The organism is Microbacterium sp. LWO12-1.2 (assembly GCF_040675875.1).
Taxonomy (GTDB): Bacteria; Actinomycetota; Actinomycetes; order Actinomycetales; family Microbacteriaceae; genus Microbacterium.
The window spans coordinates 2,270,678-2,288,817 of sequence record NZ_JBEGII010000001.1; the positions used below are offsets into that span (position 1 = coordinate 2,270,678).

Sequence of the window (18,140 nt, forward strand, 5' to 3'; positions counted from 1 at the left end):
ACTCAACCCTTCTTCGCGCCGTAGCGGGAACGAGCCTGCTTACGGTTCTTGACAGCCTGGGTGTCCAGGGCGCCACGGACGATCTTGTAACGCACACCGGGGAGGTCCTTGACACGACCGCCACGGACGAGCACCAGGGAGTGCTCCTGCAGGTTGTGGCCCTCACCGGGGATGTACGCGGTGACCTCGGTGCCGTTGCGGAGCTTCACACGAGCGACCTTGCGCATCGCCGAGTTCGGCTTCTTCGGGGTGGTGGTGTAGACGCGGGTGCAGACCCCGGCCTGCTGCGGGTTCGACTTCAGGGCGGGCGCCTTGGTCTTGGTGACCTTGGGCGAGCGACCCTTGCGAACCAACTGCTGAATGGTTGGCACGTTCTCTCCTCATAGTGCTGCACGGTGACAGCGTGATGGGTTTCACATCATGACCCACCGGCACGCCGGAATCGACGCGCTTTGTGGTGTGGTGGGTATGCCGTGGAGGCGGACCGGCAAGGTGCCGACGCCCAGCGCACACGTCAAGACGTGCACACACCTGATCAAGTGTAATGGCGCGTAACGTGACGGTCAAATGGGAGCGGGCACCGCCCGCACCGCGGGTCAGGGCATGTCGGGGTCGAACGGCGAGTCGAGTGACTGCGTCAGCTCGGCCAGGAGTGCTTCGATCTGCGGCTCGACGTGCTGGGAGATCGCCGCCTGGATGGAGAGTCGGTGCCGCAGCAGCAGCCCGCAGACCTCGCGCCCCACCATGTTCGCGTACTCGTCGGCGAGGCCGACCTCCTGGCGCAGCGCAGCCTTGGCCTCGTCGGACAGCGGAGGCAGCGGCGGGAGTTCCGCCGAGGCGTCGTCAGCGAGCCCCGCGATCGTGAACAGGAAGGGAGCTCCCGCGACGGGTTCCGGATCGAGCGGGAGACCGTCGAACTCGGGATCGAGATTCTCGTTCGGCCGGTACGCGCGGGCACGGTTGCGCGCGGCCTGCTGATCGAGCTCGCGCTGCAGTGTCGGCAGGTTCCGCGCGGTGTACTCGGCGACCGCGTGATCCACGATCGTCTTGATCCTGGTCGAAAGCCCGTGCTGCACGCCGTGCGGGACATCGGCCCCGATCCCGGCGGCGGAGAGGATCGGCGAGCCGAGGCAGCGGCGGCACGGAGCGACGCGCCCGCGGTGGGTGGCCGGCTCCCAGCGCGGCACCCAGCGCAACCAGGACTCGACGGCCTGGTCGACCTGCGCCTCCAATGAACGCTCCACAACGACAGCGTACGGCGCTGACGCCGCCGGCGCGCCTATTTCTGCGGTGACGGCGGGGCGTCACTCCTCTTCATCGCGCTCCCAGCGCCAGCGCGGCCGCGCAGACCGGGTGCGCCGCAGCGCAATGCCCGACCAGGCCGCGATCGCGGCAGCGACGATCAAGGCCACGCTGGGGCCGCCGCGGACCAGATCGCCGGCCACCGCGGTCGCAGTGACCAGCCCGCCAGTGCCGATGAGGACCGCAGTCCAGACGCCGACCAGATGCCCGAGAGCCGTGGACAGCGAGATCGCGAGGGAGGCGACGTACGCGGGGTGCGGCCGACGCAGCGTGAGCCCCAGCATCACGGCGAACACCATGAGGGCGATCAGCATCCCGGTCACGCCAGGTCCCTGGCCGAGGCCGGGGACGGAGATGATGTCGGTGTCGGTCGCCACACTCACCGCACCGAGCCCGAACACCGCGAGCGCGAAGAATCCCGTGGTCGCGAGGACCAGCGCCAGGACAGCCGAAACCCCCGCGGACTCGGGTCCGCGGGGGTTCGGCGTGGTGGCGTTCGTGATTATCTCGCCAGCGTCGGGCCGGCCTCGAGCGTGCGCTCGTACTCGCGCTGCGCCTCGGCGTTCAGCTCGGTCTTGCGTGCGCCGCTACGGGCGACCCAGGCACCGAACCAGATGGTGAGCTCGCGGGCGAAGATGAAGGCTGCGATCGCGAGGGGGGCGAGCAGCTGCTCGCCGACGAGTTCGGATGCGGCGGACGGGGTGAGCGTGAGGATGCCCGCCTCGAAGATCTGGCCGAGGATGTGCCCGCCGTAGGCGATGGCGCCCACGATGATGCCGAACACGACCCACAGGCCCCAGCGGCCGCGGTTGATGATCGCGCCCAAGAGCCAGAAGCCGACGAAGAAGACGACGACGGGCGTCCAGAACCCCCAGGTCGCGAGCGGCGCGAGCGCGGACTGACCGATGTTCTCTCCGGTCACATCTCCCGCGAGGGCACCGAGGCCCAGCGTCGTACCGAGGTACAGCACCGCGAAGACGAGGGTGGCGAGCAGGCCGATCGCGCCCGCGGTACCCCGGTTGCCGCGGTCGCGCGGCGGTTCCGGCGCCTGCACGAAGATCGGCTGCGGGAGCTGCGGGGATGCCGCGGCGACGAGCAGGGGCTCCGAGGGGACGATCTGCGTCTCAGCGGAGTTGTACGCGGGAGCGTAGGCGGCGTCTGCCACCGACGGCTCCTCGGCGTAGGAGACCGGGGCGGCGAAGACGGCGGTCGCGTCGGCATCGGTCTCGGTGCTGACGACGGGCGGCGGAGCGGCGGCGGCCGCGGCGGGCGGCGCGAAAGTGCCGGGATAGGACCTCTCGGCCTCCTCGAAGGCGGCGAGATCGGGGTCGACGACCTTCTCGTCGACGGATTCCGGAACGGCGCCGGGGACGTCGGCGCCCGCTGCGGCCGCAGCGTCCAGGCCGGCGTTCGCGCTGCCGACGACGTCGTCGACGTCTGCCGGCTTCTCGGGCTGGGGAACGTCGGGGTCACTCATGGGGTGCGCCTCTCATCGGATGTCTGCATTGCGAGGGTACCGCCGGGTGCGCGGGCGCTCAGGGAGGCGTGCCGACGTGTCGCCCAGACGCTCGGCTCGCGAGAGGCAGGGAGAGTCAGGGCAATGTGTTCCGCAGCGCCGCACCGGCGAACTCGGCGAGCAGGGGAAGCATCGGGAGCGAGAACCAGAGCAGAGCGAGGATCACACCGGTGCAGAACACACCGGCGATCCAGCTCAGCGTCAGATTGCGCCCCGCGACCCGTGCCATGCCCCCACCGTACGATGACGCGCATGCGTGTCGCGCGCGCAACGCCGAGGCGCGCGCGTCACGGCGTCAGCGCACCGCGCGCCCGCGCAGTCGCCAGAGCAACCAGAGGCCGGACGCCGGGATGAGCACGAATCCGAGCGCGATCACTCCGAACCAGATGAAGTCGTACCAGGCGGGCAGCAGCGGATTCGCGATCGGCGGGGGCGTCCCCGTGCCGGAGGAGCTGCCGGTGGCGGTGGCGACGGAGAACCCCTGCATCGTCGTGATGAGGATGGCCGTGAGGAGGAACACGCTGAAGGGCACCACGATCGCCACGACCTTCTCCCACGTCCTCCACAGCGGGCTCAGGACCACCAGCACTGCGCCGACGAACCAGCCGACGACGGGCACGACGATCCCGCCGAAGCTCAACGTCAGCGCCGCTGTGAGCGCGAAGCCGCGGGTCGACGTGGTCGGCGGGCGAGGCGCTTCCGGGGCGGGAATCGGCGCGGCGACGACGAAGGGAGGGGCGGCGGGTGTCTCGTCCTGCGCCTCGCGGGCGATCGCGACAGGGTCGCCCAGCTGTGCGATCCGCGCTGCCACCGAGGAGGCATCCAGGCCCTGCAGCTCCTCGGCGATGCCACCGCGGATGTCAGCGGCGACGCCGTGCGGAAGTCCGCGCATGGCCTCGTCGAGTCGGGCGAGGTAGTCCTCGCGCAGATCCTCAGCAGTGGTCTCGGTCATGCTCATCCCTCTCCGACGATGCCCGTGACGACACGGGCGAACGGGGCCCACTGCGCGCGGAACCGGGCGAGCTGCTCGATTCCGGCGTCCGTGAGCCGATAGTACTTGCGCACCGGCCCGCTCTCCGAGGGGAGATCGAACGTGCTGACCCAGCCGTTGTCCCTCAGCCTCCCCAGCAACGGATAGAGCGTGCCGATGCTGGCGATCAGCCCCGCATGCGTGAGCGCGTCGGCCAGCTGCCAGCCGTACATCGGTTCGCGCGAGAGCAGCCCGAGCACGCAGTACTCGACCACTCCCTTGCGCATCTGCGCTCCGATATCAGCTGTCATGCATGACAAGGTAGCATGCGAGGCACGTTACTGCCATCGCGCGCACCAGCGCAACGGCCGGGCGCTCATGACCCCGCAGTGCTCGACCACCCGGCGTCGCGCACTCCGGTGAGACCACGAGCGACGCCACGCGGCGATGCCGACGCGGTCGACGACTGTCGCTTCGGTAGCATTCGGAGCACCGCCCACGATCGTGAGGACCCCGTGCCCACTCCCCCGACAGGTACCAGCGTCGTCCGCGCCATCAACGCGCGCGCGGCGCTGCGGCTGCTGCTCGACGAGGGGCCGCAGAGCCGGCCGGACATCGCCGCACGCCTCCTCGTGTCGAAGCCGACAGCCTCACACCTGCTCGCGCAGCTTCGCGACGACGGACTGGTGCTGAGCGACGGGAACCGCGATGACGGGACGGTCGGGCGGGCTGCCGAGATGTTCCGCGTGAACGCGAGCGCCGCGTACACGGCCGCCATCGACGTGACGCCGGAACGGATCGCGACGGCGGTCGTCGACCTGATCGGCACCCGTGTCGGCGAGTACGTGCTGGCGACTCCGGCGAGCGACGACACCGATGCGGTCGAACGGGTGCACGACGCGCTCTCCGGTGCCTGCGCACAGGCCGGCATTCCGCTGTCGGCACTGCACCTCGTGGTGATCGGCGTGCAGGGGGCCATCGACCCCGCGTCCGACCGGCTTCGCTTTGCCGCGCACCTGCCCGGATGGCAGGGCGATTCCCTCACCGCCGCCCTCACGGAGCGGCTCCGGCTGCCGGTGATGATCGAGAACGACGTGAACCTCGCCGCGATCGCCGAACGAGCGCATGGCGTCGCCGCCGATCATGACAGCGTCGCCGTGCTGTGGATCTCGGACGGCATCGGCATGGGTCTGATGTTCGGCGGCCGCGTGCACCGGGGCCTCACGGGCGGAGCCGGTGAGATCGCCGACCTCCCCGTACCGGGCGCCCCCACTCCCCAGGACTCGCCCGAGTTCGGAACAGGCGGGATGCAGGCGCTGGCCGGAGGTCCCGCGCTCGGCCGCATACTCGCGGAACAGGGATTCGTTCAGGCCACGCCGATCGAGGCCCTGCGCGCGGCGGCGGCATCCGACGACGACAACGCAGACCGTGCGCTCGACGAGATCGCACGACGCCTGGTGCTCGGCCTCACCGCCGTCATCGCGATCGTCGACCCCGAGCTCATCGTGCTCGCGGGAGATCTCGCGCTGGCGGGAGGAGAGCGCCTCCGCTCCCGCGTCGAGGCGGGGCTTCGCGCCGCCGTCGTGGCGCGCCCGCTCGTGCTCCTGACCACCCTCGAGGAGAACGCCGTGCTCGACGGCGGCCTCCGACTCGCACTGGGTCGCGTGCAGGACCAGGTGCTCGAGACGGTCAGCGGCGGACAGAGGACCGCCGGCTGACCCTCCCGCATCAGCCCTTGGTGGCACCCGCCGTGAGACCGCCGACGATGTACTTCTGCAGGAACAGGAACAGGATCATCACCGGGATCGCTGCCATCACCGCCCCCGCGGAGAAGGCCGACCAGTCCGCGTAGCGCGGGTTCGCGACCAGCTTGGTCAGACCGACAACCAGCGTCTGCTGCTCCGGCTCGATCAGGATGACGCTCGCGATCACGTACTCGTTGACCGTGCCGATGAACGACAGCAGCCCGACGACCGCGAGGATCGGAGCGACCAGGCGCAGGATGATCGTGAAGAAGATGCGGGCGTGACCGGCGCCGTCGATGCGCGCGGCCTCGTCGAGCTCCTTCGGGATCGTGTTGAAGAAGCCGTACATCAGGTAGGTGTTCACGCCCAGCGCACCACCGAGGTAGACCAGGATCAGGCCGGTGTGCGTGTTCAGCCCGATCGCGGGGAACCAGTCCCCCAGCGTCGACAGCAGCAGGAAGATCGCGACCACGGCGAGGAGCTGCGGGAACATCTGCACGACGACGATCGTCACGAGTCCCACCCGACGCCCGGCGAACCGCATGCGCGAGAACGCATATGCGGCGCAGGCGCCGATGAAGACCGTGACCGCGCCGGTCACCAGCGCGATCAGGAGCGTGTTCCCGAACCAGCGCAGGTAGGGGTTCTGCGGATCGGTGAGGATGCGCACGTAGCTGTCGATGCCGATCGCGGAGAAGAGCTGGTTGGACCCGGTCAGCGTGCCCTTCGGGTTCAGCGATGCCGAGACGACGTAGAGCAGCGGGAACAGCGCGAACGCGCTCACCACGACGGCGACGACGTGACGCCATCCGGTGTCGGCGAACCAGGCTCCGAAGCTGCGTCGGCGCACGGGGGTGTCGATGGTGCTCATCAGTTCAGCTCCTCGAGGGCCTTTGTCTTGCGGAAGCTGATGATCGAGATCGTCGCCACCACGATGAAGATCAGGATCGTGAACGCGGAGGCGAGACCGTAGTCACGCGTCTGCCCGGTGAAGGCCACCTTGTAGACCATCGAGATCAGGATGTCGGTGTGCCCGACCGGGATCGACACATCGCTGAAGCGAGGGCCTCCGTTGGTCAGCATGTAGATCAGGTTGAAGTTGTTGAAGTTGAACGCGAACGACGAGATCAGCAGCGGCGCGACCGTCACCAGCAGCAGGGGCAGCTTGATCCGTCGGAACACCTGCCAGGGGTTCGCACCGTCCATCACGGCCGCCTCGTTCACGTCCTCGGGGATGCCCTGCAGCGCTCCCATGCAGACCAGGAACATGTAGGGGAACCCGAGCCACAGGTTCACGATGAGGATCGAGACCTTCGCGAGCGTGGGGTCGGTGAGCCACGAGATGTCCGCTCCCCCGAAGATGACCTGGTTGATGAATCCGAAGCTCTCATTCATCATTCCTGCCCAGACCAGCGCGGAGAGGAAGGCCGGGAACGCGTACGGGAGGATCAGGATGATCCGGTAGCCGTTGCGGAATCGCATCCGGGTGTTGTTGAACACCAGGGCAAGGAGCAGACCGAGGAAGAACGTGGTCGCGACCGAGATGATCGCGAACACGAACGTCCAGATCGTCACCGAGATCAGCGGTCCGCGGATGGTCTCATCGGTCACGGCGCGCACGAAGTTGTCGAAGCCGACCGTGACCTGCCAGCCGGGCAGGAGCTGCTCGCCGTCTTCAGACGTGAAGGCACCGGCGCCGGTGTCGGTGTAGACCGTTCCGGTGCGGGTGTCGGTGATCGCATCCGCTTCGGCATCGAAATCGAGCGTCGAGACGTACAGGTATCCGCTCTGCCCGTCCGGCGCGCGGAGGCTGCCGTCGTTGGGGTCGTCGCTGAACGGCACGGCGAGGTTCTCGAGCTGCTCGGAGAGCGTGAAGACCGTGGCGAGCGGGAGCGTCGTCCAGCCGTCGACCGCGACCGCCTTGCCGCCCTCGAACTCGGCCTGCACCTGCTGCAGCGGCTGCTCGGCTGTCCCCAGCAGCGCATCGCCGGAATCAGGATCGGTCACCAGCAGCCCGTAAGTGCCGAACTGCTCGACGACCGTCACCGGGTAGGTCGGGGAATCCTCCACGCGCTCCTGCGAAGACGCCAGCAGCGAGGAGATGGCCTGCTCCTTGGACCCGTTGTGTCCCGTCCCGTAGTTCGTGAAGCCGATGTACCCCGTGTACAGCAGGGTGAAGACCTGGAACACGACCAGGAAGATGATGCCCGGCGTGAGGTACTTCGCCGGCACGCGCCGGCGGGAGAAGTAGATGTAGTTGACGAAGACCGTGACCGCGACCACCAGGGCGAGGATCAGCCACTCCTGGTGCATGTACAGCACGAACGCCGCGTAGACCGCGATGGCGTCGACGACGGCCAGCAGCAGGATCTTCAGCAGCAGCCAGCCGATCGGGCCTGACGCCGCTTCGGCGATCTTCGCGGCCTGTCGCTGGCGCTTGGTCGGAGGAGCCGTGGGCTCGACGGTGTCTGTCATCTCGTCCTCGTCAAGGTTCTGCCGGGGCGGGCACGGAAGGCCCGCCCCGGCAGGGTCGGTACGTGAGGTGTTACTTGATCGCGGCGGTCACGTCGTCGACGAGCTTCTGCCACGTCGACGTCGGGTCCTCGCCGTTGATGATCGCGGCCTCGGCCACGCCCCAGTACTGCCAGACCGCACCCATGGCCGGGATCGCGGGCATCGGCACCGCGTCGGCACCGACGGCCTGGAAACCGGCGATGATCGGGTCGGATGCCGCGGAGTCCGCCGCCGCGGTGAGGGCGGGAAGCACGTTGCCCGCCTTGAACAGCTCGAGCTGGACCTCTTCGGTGCCGAGGTAGTTCACGAGGAAGTCGTTCGCCGCGACCTTGTTCTTGGATTCGGAGCTGACGAAGAAGCCCTTCACACCGGCGAACGGCGACGCCGTCTCACCCGTGGGGCTCGGAACGGGATCGATCGCGACATTGATGCCTGCGTCCTCGGCTGCTCCGACGTTCCACGGACCGGTCAGCCAGAATGCCGCGGTGCCGTCGAGGAACTGCTGCTTGGCGATCTCACCGTCGATGTCGGTGTTCAGCGTGCCCGCTGCGCCCTGCGCGGCGAGCCAGTCGGCGAAGGCGAAGCCGCCCTCGCTGCCCAGCTGGAGGTCGGAGGAGTCGTAGCTGCCGGACTCGTCGGTGCCGAAGACGGGGGCACCGAAAGCGGTCTGGAACGGGTACAGGTGGTACGGGTTGCCCTCTGCGCCCTGCTCGACCACGAACGTGCCCTTCGACACCATGTCGTCGAAGCTCGTGGGTGCGCTCGGGACGAGGTCGGCGTTGCGCAGGACCGCGATGTTCTCGACCGCGTACGGAAGCATGTAGACCGTGCCGTCGTAGGTGGCGGCCTGCAGTGCCACCGGCAGGTAGTCCGCGGAGCTGTCGCCGAGCTCGATCGGCGCCACGACGCCGTTGGTCGAGAGCTCGCCCAGCCAGTCGTGGGCGCCCATGACGACGTCGGGGCCCTTGCCGGTCGGAACCTGCTGGATGAAGTCATCCTTCATGTCGTCGACCGACTTGCCGACGAGCTCGACCTTGACGCCGGTCTTCTCCTTGTAGGAGTCGGCTGCGCCCTGCAGCGCATCCACGCGCTCGGCGTCGACCCAGACGGTCAGCGTGCTGGCGCTGCCGCTGTCGGAGGTGTCGTCACCGCTGGTCCCGGTGGAGCAGCCGGCAAGCGACAGAGTGGAAACGATGGCGATGGCGCCTGCGGCGACGATGCCCCTCTTGTTCACCTTCATTGGTGTGTGCCTCTCTCAGTGCTGAAGGCCTGCGATACTGCAAGCGCTTACAGTATGCATCGAGATCGACTGGAATCGCAACGGAGGATTCCTTCGATATCAAGCTGTGATGGGGATCGGCGCAGCATCGTTGCATGAAAGCGTTTCCAGACAGGCACCGCTTCGTCAGGCTCGGTACACTGCCTGTATGGCTGACAGTTCCTTTGACATCGTCTCGAAAGTCGACCACCAGGAGGCGGAGAACGCCCTGAACCAGGCCCGCAAGGAGATCGAGCAGCGCTACGACTTCAAGGGCACCGGGGCATCGATCGCATGGAGCGGCGAGCAGATCCTGATCATCGCCAACTCCGAGGAGCGCGCCAAGGCAGTGCTCGACGTCTTCCAGTCGAAGCTCATCAAGCGGAGCATCTCGCTGAAGAGCCTCGAGTCGGGGGACCCCTTCGCCAGCGGCAAGGAGTTCCGGATCGTCTCGACGATCAAGGACGGCATCTCCTCCGAGAACGCGAAGAAGATCAACAAGATCATCCGCGACGAGGGCCCCAAGGGCGTGAAGAGCCAGATCCAGGGCGATGAACTGCGTGTGCAGTCCAAGAGCCGCGACGACCTCCAGGCCGTGATCGCCCTGCTCAAGGGCTCCGACCTCGACGTCGACCTGCAGTTCATCAACTACCGGTAGAGCTGCCCGCTGAGCTGCGGGCTTCGGATCCGATCGGCGGCGGCTTCCCTCACGGTCATTAACCGGGCACGGCGCTGAACGACACCCGCACCGTCGAGGGCTCCGCTCCCGCCCCGGACAGCACTTCGCCTCCCGCACGCATCAGCGAGCGGGAGGCGAAGAAGGCTCTGCTCAGTCGACGAGAGGTCGAGTGTAGGGCACCGTGAGAACGGCGTCTGCGTACCCCGGCGCGGAGAAGCGGATGGTGTAGACACCGTCATATTCGGCGCCACCGCCGACCGGCGTCTCCTCGCCGTACATGATCGCCTTCGTCGTGTCACCGTCGTATCGAGAGACGACAGGTACCTGCGCGGTACCGGCGGCTGCAGTGGTCTGAAGGGCGACGACAGGGTAGAGCCCGTCATCCGGGGCTCCCAGCACGAAGGTCCAGCCGTCGAGACCGCCGTTGTTGCCTCCGTAGACCCAGATGCCGTCAGCGCCGGCGTTGGCGCCCACACCTTGCCAGGTGAAGGTCACGGTGACGTCCGTCGCCGACACCGGGGGCACCGAGAAGACGACCTGACCGCTCAGCACGAGCTCGGAGCTGCCGCTCACCAGGGGGCCTGTGGAATCAGGGAAACTCCACACCACGCCGCTCGCATCGAGCGCGAGCGCCTCGCTGGCCGCGTGCAGAGGCACGGCGACAGCGGCCGCGACCACCGGAATCGACCAGGCGCCAGCGGTGAGGACCGTGCGGCGCGAAAGCGAGGGGTGGGAAGAACGAGCGGGGACGACAGATTCTTCGGGCACGGAACATCCTTCACGATGCGATCTGAGCAGAGCCGAAGTCGGATCGCTTCGGAAGCGCGCTCAGCCTAGCAGCGCGTCGGGACGCGGCCCCGACCTGTTTCAGCCTCCCCGGCCCACCCCGGAACTGGGGGATTTCGTGACGCCACCCGCTGCTTCTTCCCTCTTCGCCGAATTGCATACCGATATACGGGTTGAGATCACCAAGAATGTATGAGGCCGCAACCGGAGGCGGCCGACGACGCGGGCGCCGCATGCTCCGCTGCCACACATCGATTTCGCGGTCTCGGGATCACGAGAACGACCCTGTGGGGAACGGGTACTCGGCAGTCGCATGCCTTCGCGTCGTCCGTGGCCGGCGGGTGCCTCACGCGCCCACCGGCCACAGAGCGGTCACGCACCCCCGGGCGTCTCACCGTTCGGGTATTGGCACTGCACACGACTTCATGATGTAGTTGCCGTCCCGGGCGAAGAATCATGGGGTGCTCGGGAACAGAAGGACAAACTGGGGGCAGTTCCATGAGCGTCACGGAATCCAAGAACATCGGCGAGAGCAAGCAGCTGTTGGCTGACGAGGTCTTCCACCACATCGGGCAGCAGATCATCGACGGTGTGCTGCCGCCGCAGCATCGGATCCGCGACGTCGATGTCGCCGAGGAGTTCCATGTGTCGCGCACACCGGTGCGCGAGGCACTGCAGCGCCTCGAGCGGCTCGGCCTCGTCATGATGTACCCCAGCAGATACACCGAGGTCACGACGGTGACAGGGGAGATCATCGACCAGACCCGCGTGTTCGCGGGCTATCAGGCCGGGATCTCAGCCCGGATGGGTGTTCCTCGGATCACGGCGACGCAGCGAACGCACCTCGCGAAGCTCGTCGACGACATGCACATCGCGCTGGAGGCCGACGAAGGCACCACCGAGAGCAGATGGGCGGTGTTCTCGTATCTGAGCGACCACAGCGGCAACACGCAACACGTATCCCTGATGCACGATGCCGAGGTCGCCGTGTTCCGCAACCTGCGCGACTGGCGGGTACCCCGCGCCGATCACGAACGCATGCACACGACGTATGCGAGCTTCCGCGCGGCCATCCTGCGCGGCGATGCCGACGAGGCCGAGGGCCTCTCCCGAGCGATGTACTACGTGTGAGCGACGCTCACCAGGTCGCTCGCCATCCCGTCGTCCAGGCACCGAGCCGCCGATAGGCGTCTTCACGCGCCTCGTGCCGCGAAAGGAAGACGTCGTGGAGCGCGCCGTCGATACGTTGCACGGTCACGGTCGACCCGAGCTTGAGTGACGCCCGTGCGATGTCGTCGACCACGAGCACCGAGTCCGTCCGCGTGAGATCGTCGGACCAGCGGGTGGGTGTCGCCGAGCGCGCGGAGAGCAGCACGCACACCGGCGCGGAGATCGAAAGTCCTGCGGCGACCGTGTTGTGCCCGGAGAGGATCGCACTGAGCCATCCGGCGTACACCGCCATGCTCTGCACAGGACGCCACGCCAGGTTGACCTCCATCGGATCATCCGGATCGACGACCTCCTGCTGGGCCCGAGTGTAGAAGCCGAGGTCCACCTGGGGCGCGACCTCCAGCGGACGCAGCCGCGCCGTGAGCTCGACCATCGGCGCGATCGCCGAGCGCACCGATGCGAACTGGAACTCGAGCCACGGGCTGTTCAGGATCACGGCGTCCGCCGCATCCGGATGCCGCGACGCCCACAGGCTCAGCGTCAATCCCCCGGTCGAATGGCCGAAGAGCACGAGCTTCCGCGTCGATGCCTCGCCCTCCTCGCCCCGCCCCATGCCGTCGAGCGCCGCGGCGATGTCCTCGTCGTAGGTGCGGAGGTCGGTGATGTACCCCGGAGTCTGCCCCTCACGCAGGCTGCGTCCGTACTTGCGCAGATCGAGGGCGAAGAACCGCGCACCGCGCGACGTCCAGAAGCGCGCCAACCGCTTCTGGAAGAAGTAGTCCGACCACCCGTGCACGTACAGCACATCGACGTTCTCGAGCGGACGCGGGACACCCGTGACACGCTCCCACCAGCTCTTCGGCGTCGGCAGCGCCCGCACGAGCGTCGCGACCACCGGGCCCTGATCGTCTTCTCCGAGGTCGAGCGTCAGCTGCTCGAACTCGTCGCCGAGCACATCCGGAGTCCAATCGACCATGCCGCCAGGCTAGCCGAGGCACGCCCACCGAGAGGGCAGCATGCCCGATCGGAACGGTTCTTCACTCTCCGCGGGAGACGCGGACCATCTCGTCGCGCGGCACGACCTTGACGCGCGCGCGCTCCGCCGGCGCACCGAGAGCGATCTCGTGCTCGTCGAGTCGGTGCCAGCCGTCGAGGTCGGTCCACTTGACGTCGCGCTCCTGCAGGAGCGCGGGGATCGCCTCTTCGGAGGGATCCTCCGGATGCCACCAGGAGCCCTGGTCGTTGATGATGTGGCGCACGGTCTCCATCGCGTCGGACTTGGTGTGTCCGATGAGTCCGACCGGGCCGCGCTTGATCCATCCGGTGGCGTAGATGCCGGGGACCTGCTGATTCGAGTCCTTCGCGAGCACCTGACCCTCGCGGTTCGGGATGACACCGTGCTTCTTGTCGAACGGCACGTCGGGCAGCGGCGAACCGAAGTACCCGATCGCGCGGTACAGCGCCTGGATCGGCACCTCGCGCATCTCGCCGGTGCCGACGGCTCCGCCCTGACCGTCGGGCTGAGTGCGCTCGTACACGAGTGCCGCGACCCGACCGGCGTCATCCTTGCGGACCTCGACGGGGCGCGCCCAGAAGTGCAGGTGCAAGCGGCGTGAGGCCGTGCCGCCGGCATTGTTGACCGAGTCGCGCTTGCGCCACGACTGCAGCACACGGTCGATGACCATGACCTGCTTGTTGCTGGCGACGGCATCCTTCGATGCCTCGTCGTAATCGAAGTCCTCGTCGTAGACGACCATGTCGACATCGCGCAGCTCGCCGAGCTCGCGCAGCTCGAGCGGGGTGAACTTCACCTGTGCCGGACCGCGGCGGCCGAACACGTGGACGTCGGTCACCTCGCTGGCCTGGAGACCCTCGTAGACGTTGGCCGGGACCTCGGTGACGAGCAGGTCCTCTGCATGCTTCGCGAGCATGCGGGCGACGTCGAGCGCGACGTTGCCGTTGCCCAGGACGGCGACGGAGGCGGCATCCAGCGGCCACTCGCGCGGGACGTCGGGGTGGCCGTCGAACCAGCTCACGTAGTCGGCAGCCCCGTAGGAGGCGACCGCGTCGATTCCGGGGATGTCGAGAGAGGTGTCGCGGATCGCGCCTGTTGCGAAGATCACCGCGTTGTAGTGGCGCTTGAGGTCTTCGAGGGTGATGTCCTCACCGAAACGCACATTGCCGAACAGACGGATGTCTCCCCGGTCGAGCACATCGCGGAGGGCCGTGATGATGCCCTTGATGCGCGGGTGGTCGGGGGCGACGCCGTAGCGGACCAGCCCGTACGGCGCGGGGAGCTGCTCGAAGAGGTCGATGGAGACGTCGAACTTGCGCTCGGCCTTCAGCAGGATGTCGGCGGCGTAGATGCCGGCGGGCCCTGCTCCGACGATGGCCAGTCTGAGCTTGGTCATAGGGGGTCCTTTCGTATGCCGTCGCATCCGGTGCGCGCAGCCGAGGAGGCCGCGCAGCGGTCAGCTGGAGCGTTCGACGAGGGTCTCTGCGAAACGGGTGAGCGCGTCGCGCACGGTGCCGCGCGGGAGCGGAGCGAGCGCGTCGATCGCATCCTGTGTCCAGGTGTGCGCGAGCGCGAGCGTCTTCTGCGTGCCCGCGTGGTCGCGCAGTTCGGTGAGCGGCCCGTCCAGGATCGCGGGATCGGCGCCCTCGGCGATGCGAGCGACGCCGTCGTCGATGCGTGCGGCGAGCTCGACCGATGCGGCATCCGGCTCGGCCTTCAGCAGCAGGTAGGGCATGGTCGGCACACCGGCACGCAGGTCGGTTCCCGGCACCTTGCCCGTGTCCTCGGGCTTGGCCGACAGGTCGATCACGTCGTCGAGGAGCTGGAACGCGACCCCGATCTTCTCGCCGTAGACGCGCAGCGGCTCTTCGTATTCCGCGGGTGCGTTCGAGAAGATCACGCCACCCTGAGTGGCAGCGGCGATCAGCGAACCGGTCTTGTCGGCCAGCACCTGGATGTAGAACTCGATCGGGTCGTCATCCGGCTGCGCCCCGAGGGTCTCGTGCATCTGGCCGAGCACCAGGCGTTCGAAGGTGTCGGCCTGCAGGCGGATCGCCCGCTCGCCGAGACGCGACATGAGCTGGCTCGCGCGAGAGAACAGGATGTCTCCCGTGAGGATGGCGATGTTGTTGCCCCACACCGCATGCGCGGCGGGAACGCCACGACGGCGGTCCGCACCGTCCATCACATCATCGTGGTACAGCGAGCCGAGATGCGTGATCTCCAGCGCCTTGGCGACATCGATCACGGCCTCGGTGTTGCCGTCGCCGAGCTGCGCGGCGAGAAGCGTGAGCACCGGTCGGATGCGCTTGCCCCCGGCCTCGTAGAGATAGCGGCTGGCAGCGTCGGCGAGCGGATCGGCGACGCGGACGTCTTCCGCCAGTCCTGTCTCGACGAGCTCCAGTCCGTCTTCGATGGACTGGGCGATTCGCCGTGCGGCAGGACCGATGAAGACACGGTCGCTGAAACCGAGACGGCTCGCCAGTCGCGAACCCGGGGCAACGCGGCTCGAAGTCACGACCCCAGCCTACCGTCGTCGCGCAGAGGTGATACGTCCACGCGACTACTCCGGCTTACGGGCGCGGTGCAGGGCGACGATGCCGAAGGTGAGGTTGCGGTAAGCGACATCGGTCCAGCCCGCATCGCGGATCCATGCCGACAGCTTCTTCTGGTCGGGCCAGTCACGGATCGACTCGTTCAGATAGTCGTAGGCGTCACCGTTCGTGCCGGCGACGCGCGCGACCCGCGGGAGGACCTTGTCGTTGTAGAACCGGTAGGCGCCGCGGAACAGCGTGCCCGGCGGGGTCGAGAACTCGTTGATCACGAGGCGTCCACCAGGCTTGGTGACGCGGAACAGCTCGCGCAGCGCCTTCTGGGGATCGCTGACGTTGCGCAGTGCGTACGACATCGTGACGGCGTCGAACTCGGCATCCCCGAACGGCAGGTTCGTGGCGTCTGCCTCGACGAACGAGAGGTTGCGCATCGCCCCGTGGCGTCGCTGACCCTCGGCCAGCATGCCCGGCGAGAAGTCGGCCGCGACGACCTGGGCGCCGCTGCGGGCGAGCGATGCGGACGACGAGGCGGTGCCGGCCCCCAGATCGAGGATCCGCTCCCCCGGCTTCGGGGCGACGGCGCGAGTGGTCGCGGCACGCCACAGCGCATCGTTGCCGAAGGTCATCGCCGTGTTGGTGCGGTCGTATCCGGCCGCGACCTGGTCGAACATGCCGCTGACGCGGGCGGGGTCCTTGCCGAGATCGGCGCGATTGGGCTCGTTCGAGGTCACCTGACCCAGTGTAGATGTCACGACCTGGGGGCGAGCCGCAGGGCCTCGAGTCGATCGAGCCAGATGTCGGCCGTCGCGTCGTCGAAAGGAGCGACCTGTCGGCGGACCCGGTCCTCCAGGTCGAGCGCGAGAGCTTCCAGGCGCGACATCACCTCAGTGGGATAGCCGTAGCGGATGCTGTGCTCCGCCCACTCGTCGCGGTCGTCGACCCAGGTTCCGCGCTCCCCCTCGACGCGCACGACATCGAGGTCCATGTCGATGCCGGTCGCGAGCAGCGGGTCATCCGACCACCGCACCTCCCACCCGAGGTCGATGTAGATGCGCATGCCGTGAGGATGGTTCCGGTTGACGGTGAGAGCGAAGTCGCCCTCGGGCGCGACGAGAGTGACGTTGGGCCCGGCCGCGATAAAGGCGGCACCGGGACGGGCGCTGCGCCATCCCACCGGCTGCCCGAGCCAGTCGCCCCACTCGTCGGCGCCGAGGTACACGCACTCGTGCCGCCAGTGCGGCGAGCCGTCCCACTTGCGCCACTGGAAGATCATCTCGGCACCTGCTGCGGGACGTGCGTCACTCATGCGCCCACCCTAAGGCGACGCGCTGTGCGCGATGGCGTCCCGCCCACAGCGCCGAGTCTTAGGCTGGAGCAGTGAGCAGCACGCTGGTCGTGGAGACCCGAGAGATCGATCCGGTCGAGGATCTTCTGGCCGCGGCAGACCCCGCACGGCCGCTGGCCTGGCTGCGTCGCGGTGACGGCATCGTCGCGGTGGGCGAGCCGCTGCGAGAGCTCCGCGCATCTGCCGGCTCCACCGGGCTGCGCAGTTCCGCCCTCGCGACGGCGTGGCGCTACCTGGCATCCGGAGCGCGGATCGACGACCCGGTCGGCCTGCCAGGCACCGGCCTGGTCGCCTTCGGTGCGCTGGCCTTCGACGAGAAGTCCGCCTCCGACAGCGTGCTCGTGATCCCCTCGCAGGTCATCGGGCGACACGGCCACACGTTCTGGCGCACGACGATCCGACTCGCTGAGGCAGACGTTCCGGCCGCCACGGACGAACAGCCGTACGGACCGCACTGGGCCGGCACGGTCGGTCCGGGCGCGCAGAGCCCGCAGGGTTACCAGGACTCGGTGCGACAGGCGCTGGGGCGCATCGCCCAGGGCGAGCTGAGCAAGGTCGTGCTCGCGCGCGACCTCACCGGCACGATCCCGGCCGGTTCCGACCTGCGGCGCCTGGTGCGCGCTCTCTCGACCGGCTACCCCGACACCTGGGCTTTCGCGGTCGACGGACTCATCGGCGCGAGCCCCGAGACTCTGGTCACGGTGCAGAACCGCACCGTCACGGCGCGCGTGCTCGCCGGCACGGTCGGGCGCGGAGCGGATGCCGATGCCGATACGGCCGCGTCGGCAGCGCTGGCCTCCAGCACCAAGGATCTCGACGAGCACCAGTACGCCGTGCAGAGCGTGCTCGCCTCGCTCCGACCGCACACGCGGGCCCTCGCCGCGAGCGAACAGCCGTTCCTGCTCAAGCTGCCGAACCTGTTCCACCTCGCGACCGATGTCGAGGGAGAACTCGCAGAGGGCGAGTCGGCCCTCGACCTGATCGGCGCCCTGCATCCGACCGCCGCGGTCGCCGGAACCCCGACCACCATCGCGATCGGTGTGATCCGCGAGCTCGAGCCCTTCGACCGCGGCCGCTACGCCGGGCCGGTCGGCTGGGTCGACGCGGCGGGCAACGGCGAGTGGGCGATCGCTCTGCGGTGTGCGCAGTTCGAGGCCGGAGACGACGACATCCGCGTCACCGCCTACGCCGGCGCAGGGATCGTCGCCGGTTCCGACCCGGAGTCGGAGCTGCTCGAGACGCGTGTGAAGTTCCGCCCGCTGGTCGACGCGCTGGCCTGAGCCGCGAG

20 protein-coding genes are annotated in these 18,140 nt (G+C 68.2%); 4 read left to right on the top strand and 16 right to left on the bottom strand.

Translation table 11 applies throughout. The features are described 5' to 3' along the window. Nucleotides 1-2: 2 nt before the first annotated feature. The 7 genes from rpsL to MRBLWO12_RS10985 all read right to left on the bottom strand — a co-directional run bounded on the left by rpsL (nucleotide 3) and on the right by MRBLWO12_RS10985 (nucleotide 4,099). Entirely contained in the window at nucleotides 3-371 is a 369-nt protein-coding gene (rpsL, locus tag MRBLWO12_RS10955) for a 30S ribosomal protein S12 (protein ID WP_017201609.1), read from the bottom strand. 225 nt (nucleotides 372-596) lie between these two features. Next, on the bottom strand, nucleotides 597-1,244 hold the full coding sequence (locus MRBLWO12_RS10960) for a spermidine/putrescine ABC transporter substrate-binding protein (protein ID WP_363555361.1): 648 nt from the start codon (nucleotides 1,242-1,244) through the stop codon (nucleotides 597-599). 60 nt (nucleotides 1,245-1,304) lie between these two features. Then, the gene (locus MRBLWO12_RS10965) at nucleotides 1,305-1,685 is read right to left on the bottom strand and encodes a hypothetical protein (protein WP_363555363.1); all 381 of its coding nucleotides are present in this window, start codon (nucleotides 1,683-1,685) and stop codon (nucleotides 1,305-1,307) included. Between the two features lie 119 nt (nucleotides 1,686-1,804). Then, nucleotides 1,805-2,779 (bottom strand): ABC transporter, encoded by a 975-nt coding sequence (locus MRBLWO12_RS10970; protein ID WP_363555365.1) that lies wholly within the window; start codon nucleotides 2,777-2,779, stop codon nucleotides 1,805-1,807. A gap of 115 nt (nucleotides 2,780-2,894) precedes the next feature. Then, complete coding sequence (locus MRBLWO12_RS10975; protein ID WP_363555367.1) at nucleotides 2,895-3,047, bottom strand: hypothetical protein; 153 nt, start codon at nucleotides 3,045-3,047, stop codon at nucleotides 2,895-2,897. Between the two features lie 66 nt (nucleotides 3,048-3,113). Continuing rightward, complete coding sequence (locus MRBLWO12_RS10980; protein WP_363555369.1) at nucleotides 3,114-3,770, bottom strand: HAAS signaling domain-containing protein; 657 nt, start codon at nucleotides 3,768-3,770, stop codon at nucleotides 3,114-3,116. Between the two features lie 2 nt (nucleotides 3,771-3,772). After that, complete coding sequence (locus MRBLWO12_RS10985; RefSeq protein WP_170198028.1) at nucleotides 3,773-4,099, bottom strand: PadR family transcriptional regulator; 327 nt, start codon at nucleotides 4,097-4,099, stop codon at nucleotides 3,773-3,775. 204 nt (nucleotides 4,100-4,303) lie between these two features. Here MRBLWO12_RS10985 and MRBLWO12_RS10990 point away from each other — a divergent pair, with 204 nt between their 5' ends. Next, on the top strand, nucleotides 4,304-5,506 hold the full coding sequence (locus tag MRBLWO12_RS10990; RefSeq protein ID WP_363555371.1) for an ROK family transcriptional regulator: 1,203 nt from the start codon (nucleotides 4,304-4,306) through the stop codon (nucleotides 5,504-5,506). A 10-nt stretch (nucleotides 5,507-5,516) separates the two neighbouring features. Here the strand turns inward: MRBLWO12_RS10990 and MRBLWO12_RS10995 are convergent, their stop codons facing one another. The 3 genes from MRBLWO12_RS10995 to MRBLWO12_RS11005 all read right to left on the bottom strand — a co-directional run bounded on the left by MRBLWO12_RS10995 (nucleotide 5,517) and on the right by MRBLWO12_RS11005 (nucleotide 9,287). After that, a complete protein-coding gene (locus MRBLWO12_RS10995) occupies nucleotides 5,517-6,404 on the bottom strand; it encodes a sugar ABC transporter permease (RefSeq protein ID WP_363555373.1) in 888 nt (295 codons plus the stop codon). Then, on the bottom strand, nucleotides 6,404-8,008 hold the full coding sequence (gene malF, locus MRBLWO12_RS11000; RefSeq protein WP_363555375.1) for a maltose ABC transporter permease MalF: 1,605 nt from the start codon (nucleotides 8,006-8,008) through the stop codon (nucleotides 6,404-6,406). Before malF ends, MRBLWO12_RS10995 begins: the two co-directional genes overlap by 1 nt. 70 nt (nucleotides 8,009-8,078) lie before the next feature. Further along, on the bottom strand, nucleotides 8,079-9,287 hold the full coding sequence (locus MRBLWO12_RS11005; RefSeq protein ID WP_363555377.1) for a sugar ABC transporter substrate-binding protein: 1,209 nt from the start codon (nucleotides 9,285-9,287) through the stop codon (nucleotides 8,079-8,081). Between the two features lie 187 nt (nucleotides 9,288-9,474). On the opposite strand from MRBLWO12_RS11005, the gene MRBLWO12_RS11010 reads away from it, so the two are divergent. Continuing rightward, entirely contained in the window at nucleotides 9,475-9,963 is a 489-nt protein-coding gene (locus MRBLWO12_RS11010) for a YajQ family cyclic di-GMP-binding protein (protein WP_363555379.1), read from the top strand. Nucleotides 9,964-10,134: 171 nt separating this feature from the next. Here the strand turns inward: MRBLWO12_RS11010 and MRBLWO12_RS11015 are convergent, their stop codons facing one another. Then, a complete protein-coding gene (locus MRBLWO12_RS11015; protein ID WP_363555381.1) occupies nucleotides 10,135-10,752 on the bottom strand; it encodes a hypothetical protein in 618 nt (205 codons plus the stop codon). Between the two features lie 516 nt (nucleotides 10,753-11,268). On the opposite strand from MRBLWO12_RS11015, the gene MRBLWO12_RS11020 reads away from it, so the two are divergent. Then, a complete protein-coding gene (locus MRBLWO12_RS11020) occupies nucleotides 11,269-11,901 on the top strand; it encodes a GntR family transcriptional regulator (protein ID WP_363555383.1) in 633 nt (210 codons plus the stop codon). Nucleotides 11,902-11,908: 7 nt separating this feature from the next. On the opposite strand, the gene MRBLWO12_RS11025 is transcribed toward MRBLWO12_RS11020, so the two are convergent. The 5 genes from MRBLWO12_RS11025 to MRBLWO12_RS11045 form a co-directional block, all read right to left on the bottom strand. Continuing rightward, on the bottom strand, nucleotides 11,909-12,916 hold the full coding sequence (locus MRBLWO12_RS11025) for an alpha/beta hydrolase (RefSeq protein WP_363555385.1): 1,008 nt from the start codon (nucleotides 12,914-12,916) through the stop codon (nucleotides 11,909-11,911). A 61-nt stretch (nucleotides 12,917-12,977) separates the two neighbouring features. Beyond that, complete coding sequence (locus tag MRBLWO12_RS11030; RefSeq protein ID WP_363555387.1) at nucleotides 12,978-14,351, bottom strand: FAD-dependent oxidoreductase; 1,374 nt, start codon at nucleotides 14,349-14,351, stop codon at nucleotides 12,978-12,980. 60 nt (nucleotides 14,352-14,411) lie between these two features. Continuing rightward, nucleotides 14,412-15,473 carry a polyprenyl synthetase family protein gene (locus MRBLWO12_RS11035; RefSeq protein ID WP_363555389.1) on the bottom strand — a complete coding sequence of 354 codons (1,062 nt, stop codon included), beginning with the start codon at nucleotides 15,471-15,473 and terminating at the stop codon, nucleotides 14,412-14,414. Nucleotides 15,474-15,518: 45 nt separating this feature from the next. Continuing rightward, complete coding sequence (locus MRBLWO12_RS11040) at nucleotides 15,519-16,238, bottom strand: class I SAM-dependent methyltransferase (protein ID WP_363555391.1); 720 nt, start codon at nucleotides 16,236-16,238, stop codon at nucleotides 15,519-15,521. A gap of 17 nt (nucleotides 16,239-16,255) precedes the next feature. Then, nucleotides 16,256-16,813: a hypothetical protein gene (locus tag MRBLWO12_RS11045; RefSeq protein ID WP_363555393.1), complete on the bottom strand. Its 558-nt coding sequence runs from the start codon at nucleotides 16,811-16,813 to the stop codon at nucleotides 16,256-16,258. Nucleotides 16,814-16,884: 71 nt separating this feature from the next. Between MRBLWO12_RS11045 and MRBLWO12_RS11050 the strand changes: the two genes are divergently transcribed. Then, entirely contained in the window at nucleotides 16,885-18,132 is a 1,248-nt protein-coding gene (locus MRBLWO12_RS11050) for an isochorismate synthase (RefSeq protein WP_363555395.1), read from the top strand. Nucleotides 18,133-18,140 lie beyond the last annotated feature (8 nt).

What these genes read in the sequence shown, in the direction of transcription:
- MRBLWO12_RS10970 (WP_363555365.1), bottom strand. Translation starts at nt 2,779, where the DNA reads ATGAGTGACCCCGACGTTCCCCAGCCCGAGAAGCCGGCAGACGTCGAC.
- MRBLWO12_RS10975 (WP_363555367.1), bottom strand. Translation starts at nt 3,047, where the DNA reads ATGGCACGGGTCGCGGGGCGCAATCTGACGCTGAGCTGGATCGCCGGT.
- MRBLWO12_RS10980 (WP_363555369.1), bottom strand. Translation starts at nt 3,770, where the DNA reads ATGACCGAGACCACTGCTGAGGATCTGCGCGAGGACTACCTCGCCCGA.
- MRBLWO12_RS10985 (WP_170198028.1), bottom strand. Translation starts at nt 4,099, where the DNA reads ATGACAGCTGATATCGGAGCGCAGATGCGCAAGGGAGTGGTCGAGTAC.
- MRBLWO12_RS10995 (WP_363555373.1), bottom strand. Translation starts at nt 6,404, where the DNA reads ATGAGCACCATCGACACCCCCGTGCGCCGACGCAGCTTCGGAGCCTGG.
- malF (WP_363555375.1), bottom strand. Translation starts at nt 8,008, where the DNA reads ATGACAGACACCGTCGAGCCCACGGCTCCTCCGACCAAGCGCCAGCGA.
- MRBLWO12_RS11005 (WP_363555377.1), bottom strand. Translation starts at nt 9,287, where the DNA reads ATGAAGGTGAACAAGAGGGGCATCGTCGCCGCAGGCGCCATCGCCATC.
- MRBLWO12_RS11010 (WP_363555379.1), top strand. Translation starts at nt 9,475, where the DNA reads ATGGCTGACAGTTCCTTTGACATCGTCTCGAAAGTCGACCACCAGGAG.
- MRBLWO12_RS11020 (WP_363555383.1), top strand. Translation starts at nt 11,269, where the DNA reads ATGAGCGTCACGGAATCCAAGAACATCGGCGAGAGCAAGCAGCTGTTG.
- MRBLWO12_RS11025 (WP_363555385.1), bottom strand. Translation starts at nt 12,916, where the DNA reads ATGGTCGATTGGACTCCGGATGTGCTCGGCGACGAGTTCGAGCAGCTG.
- MRBLWO12_RS11030 (WP_363555387.1), bottom strand. Translation starts at nt 14,351, where the DNA reads ATGACCAAGCTCAGACTGGCCATCGTCGGAGCAGGGCCCGCCGGCATC.
- MRBLWO12_RS11045 (WP_363555393.1), bottom strand. Translation starts at nt 16,813, where the DNA reads ATGAGTGACGCACGTCCCGCAGCAGGTGCCGAGATGATCTTCCAGTGG.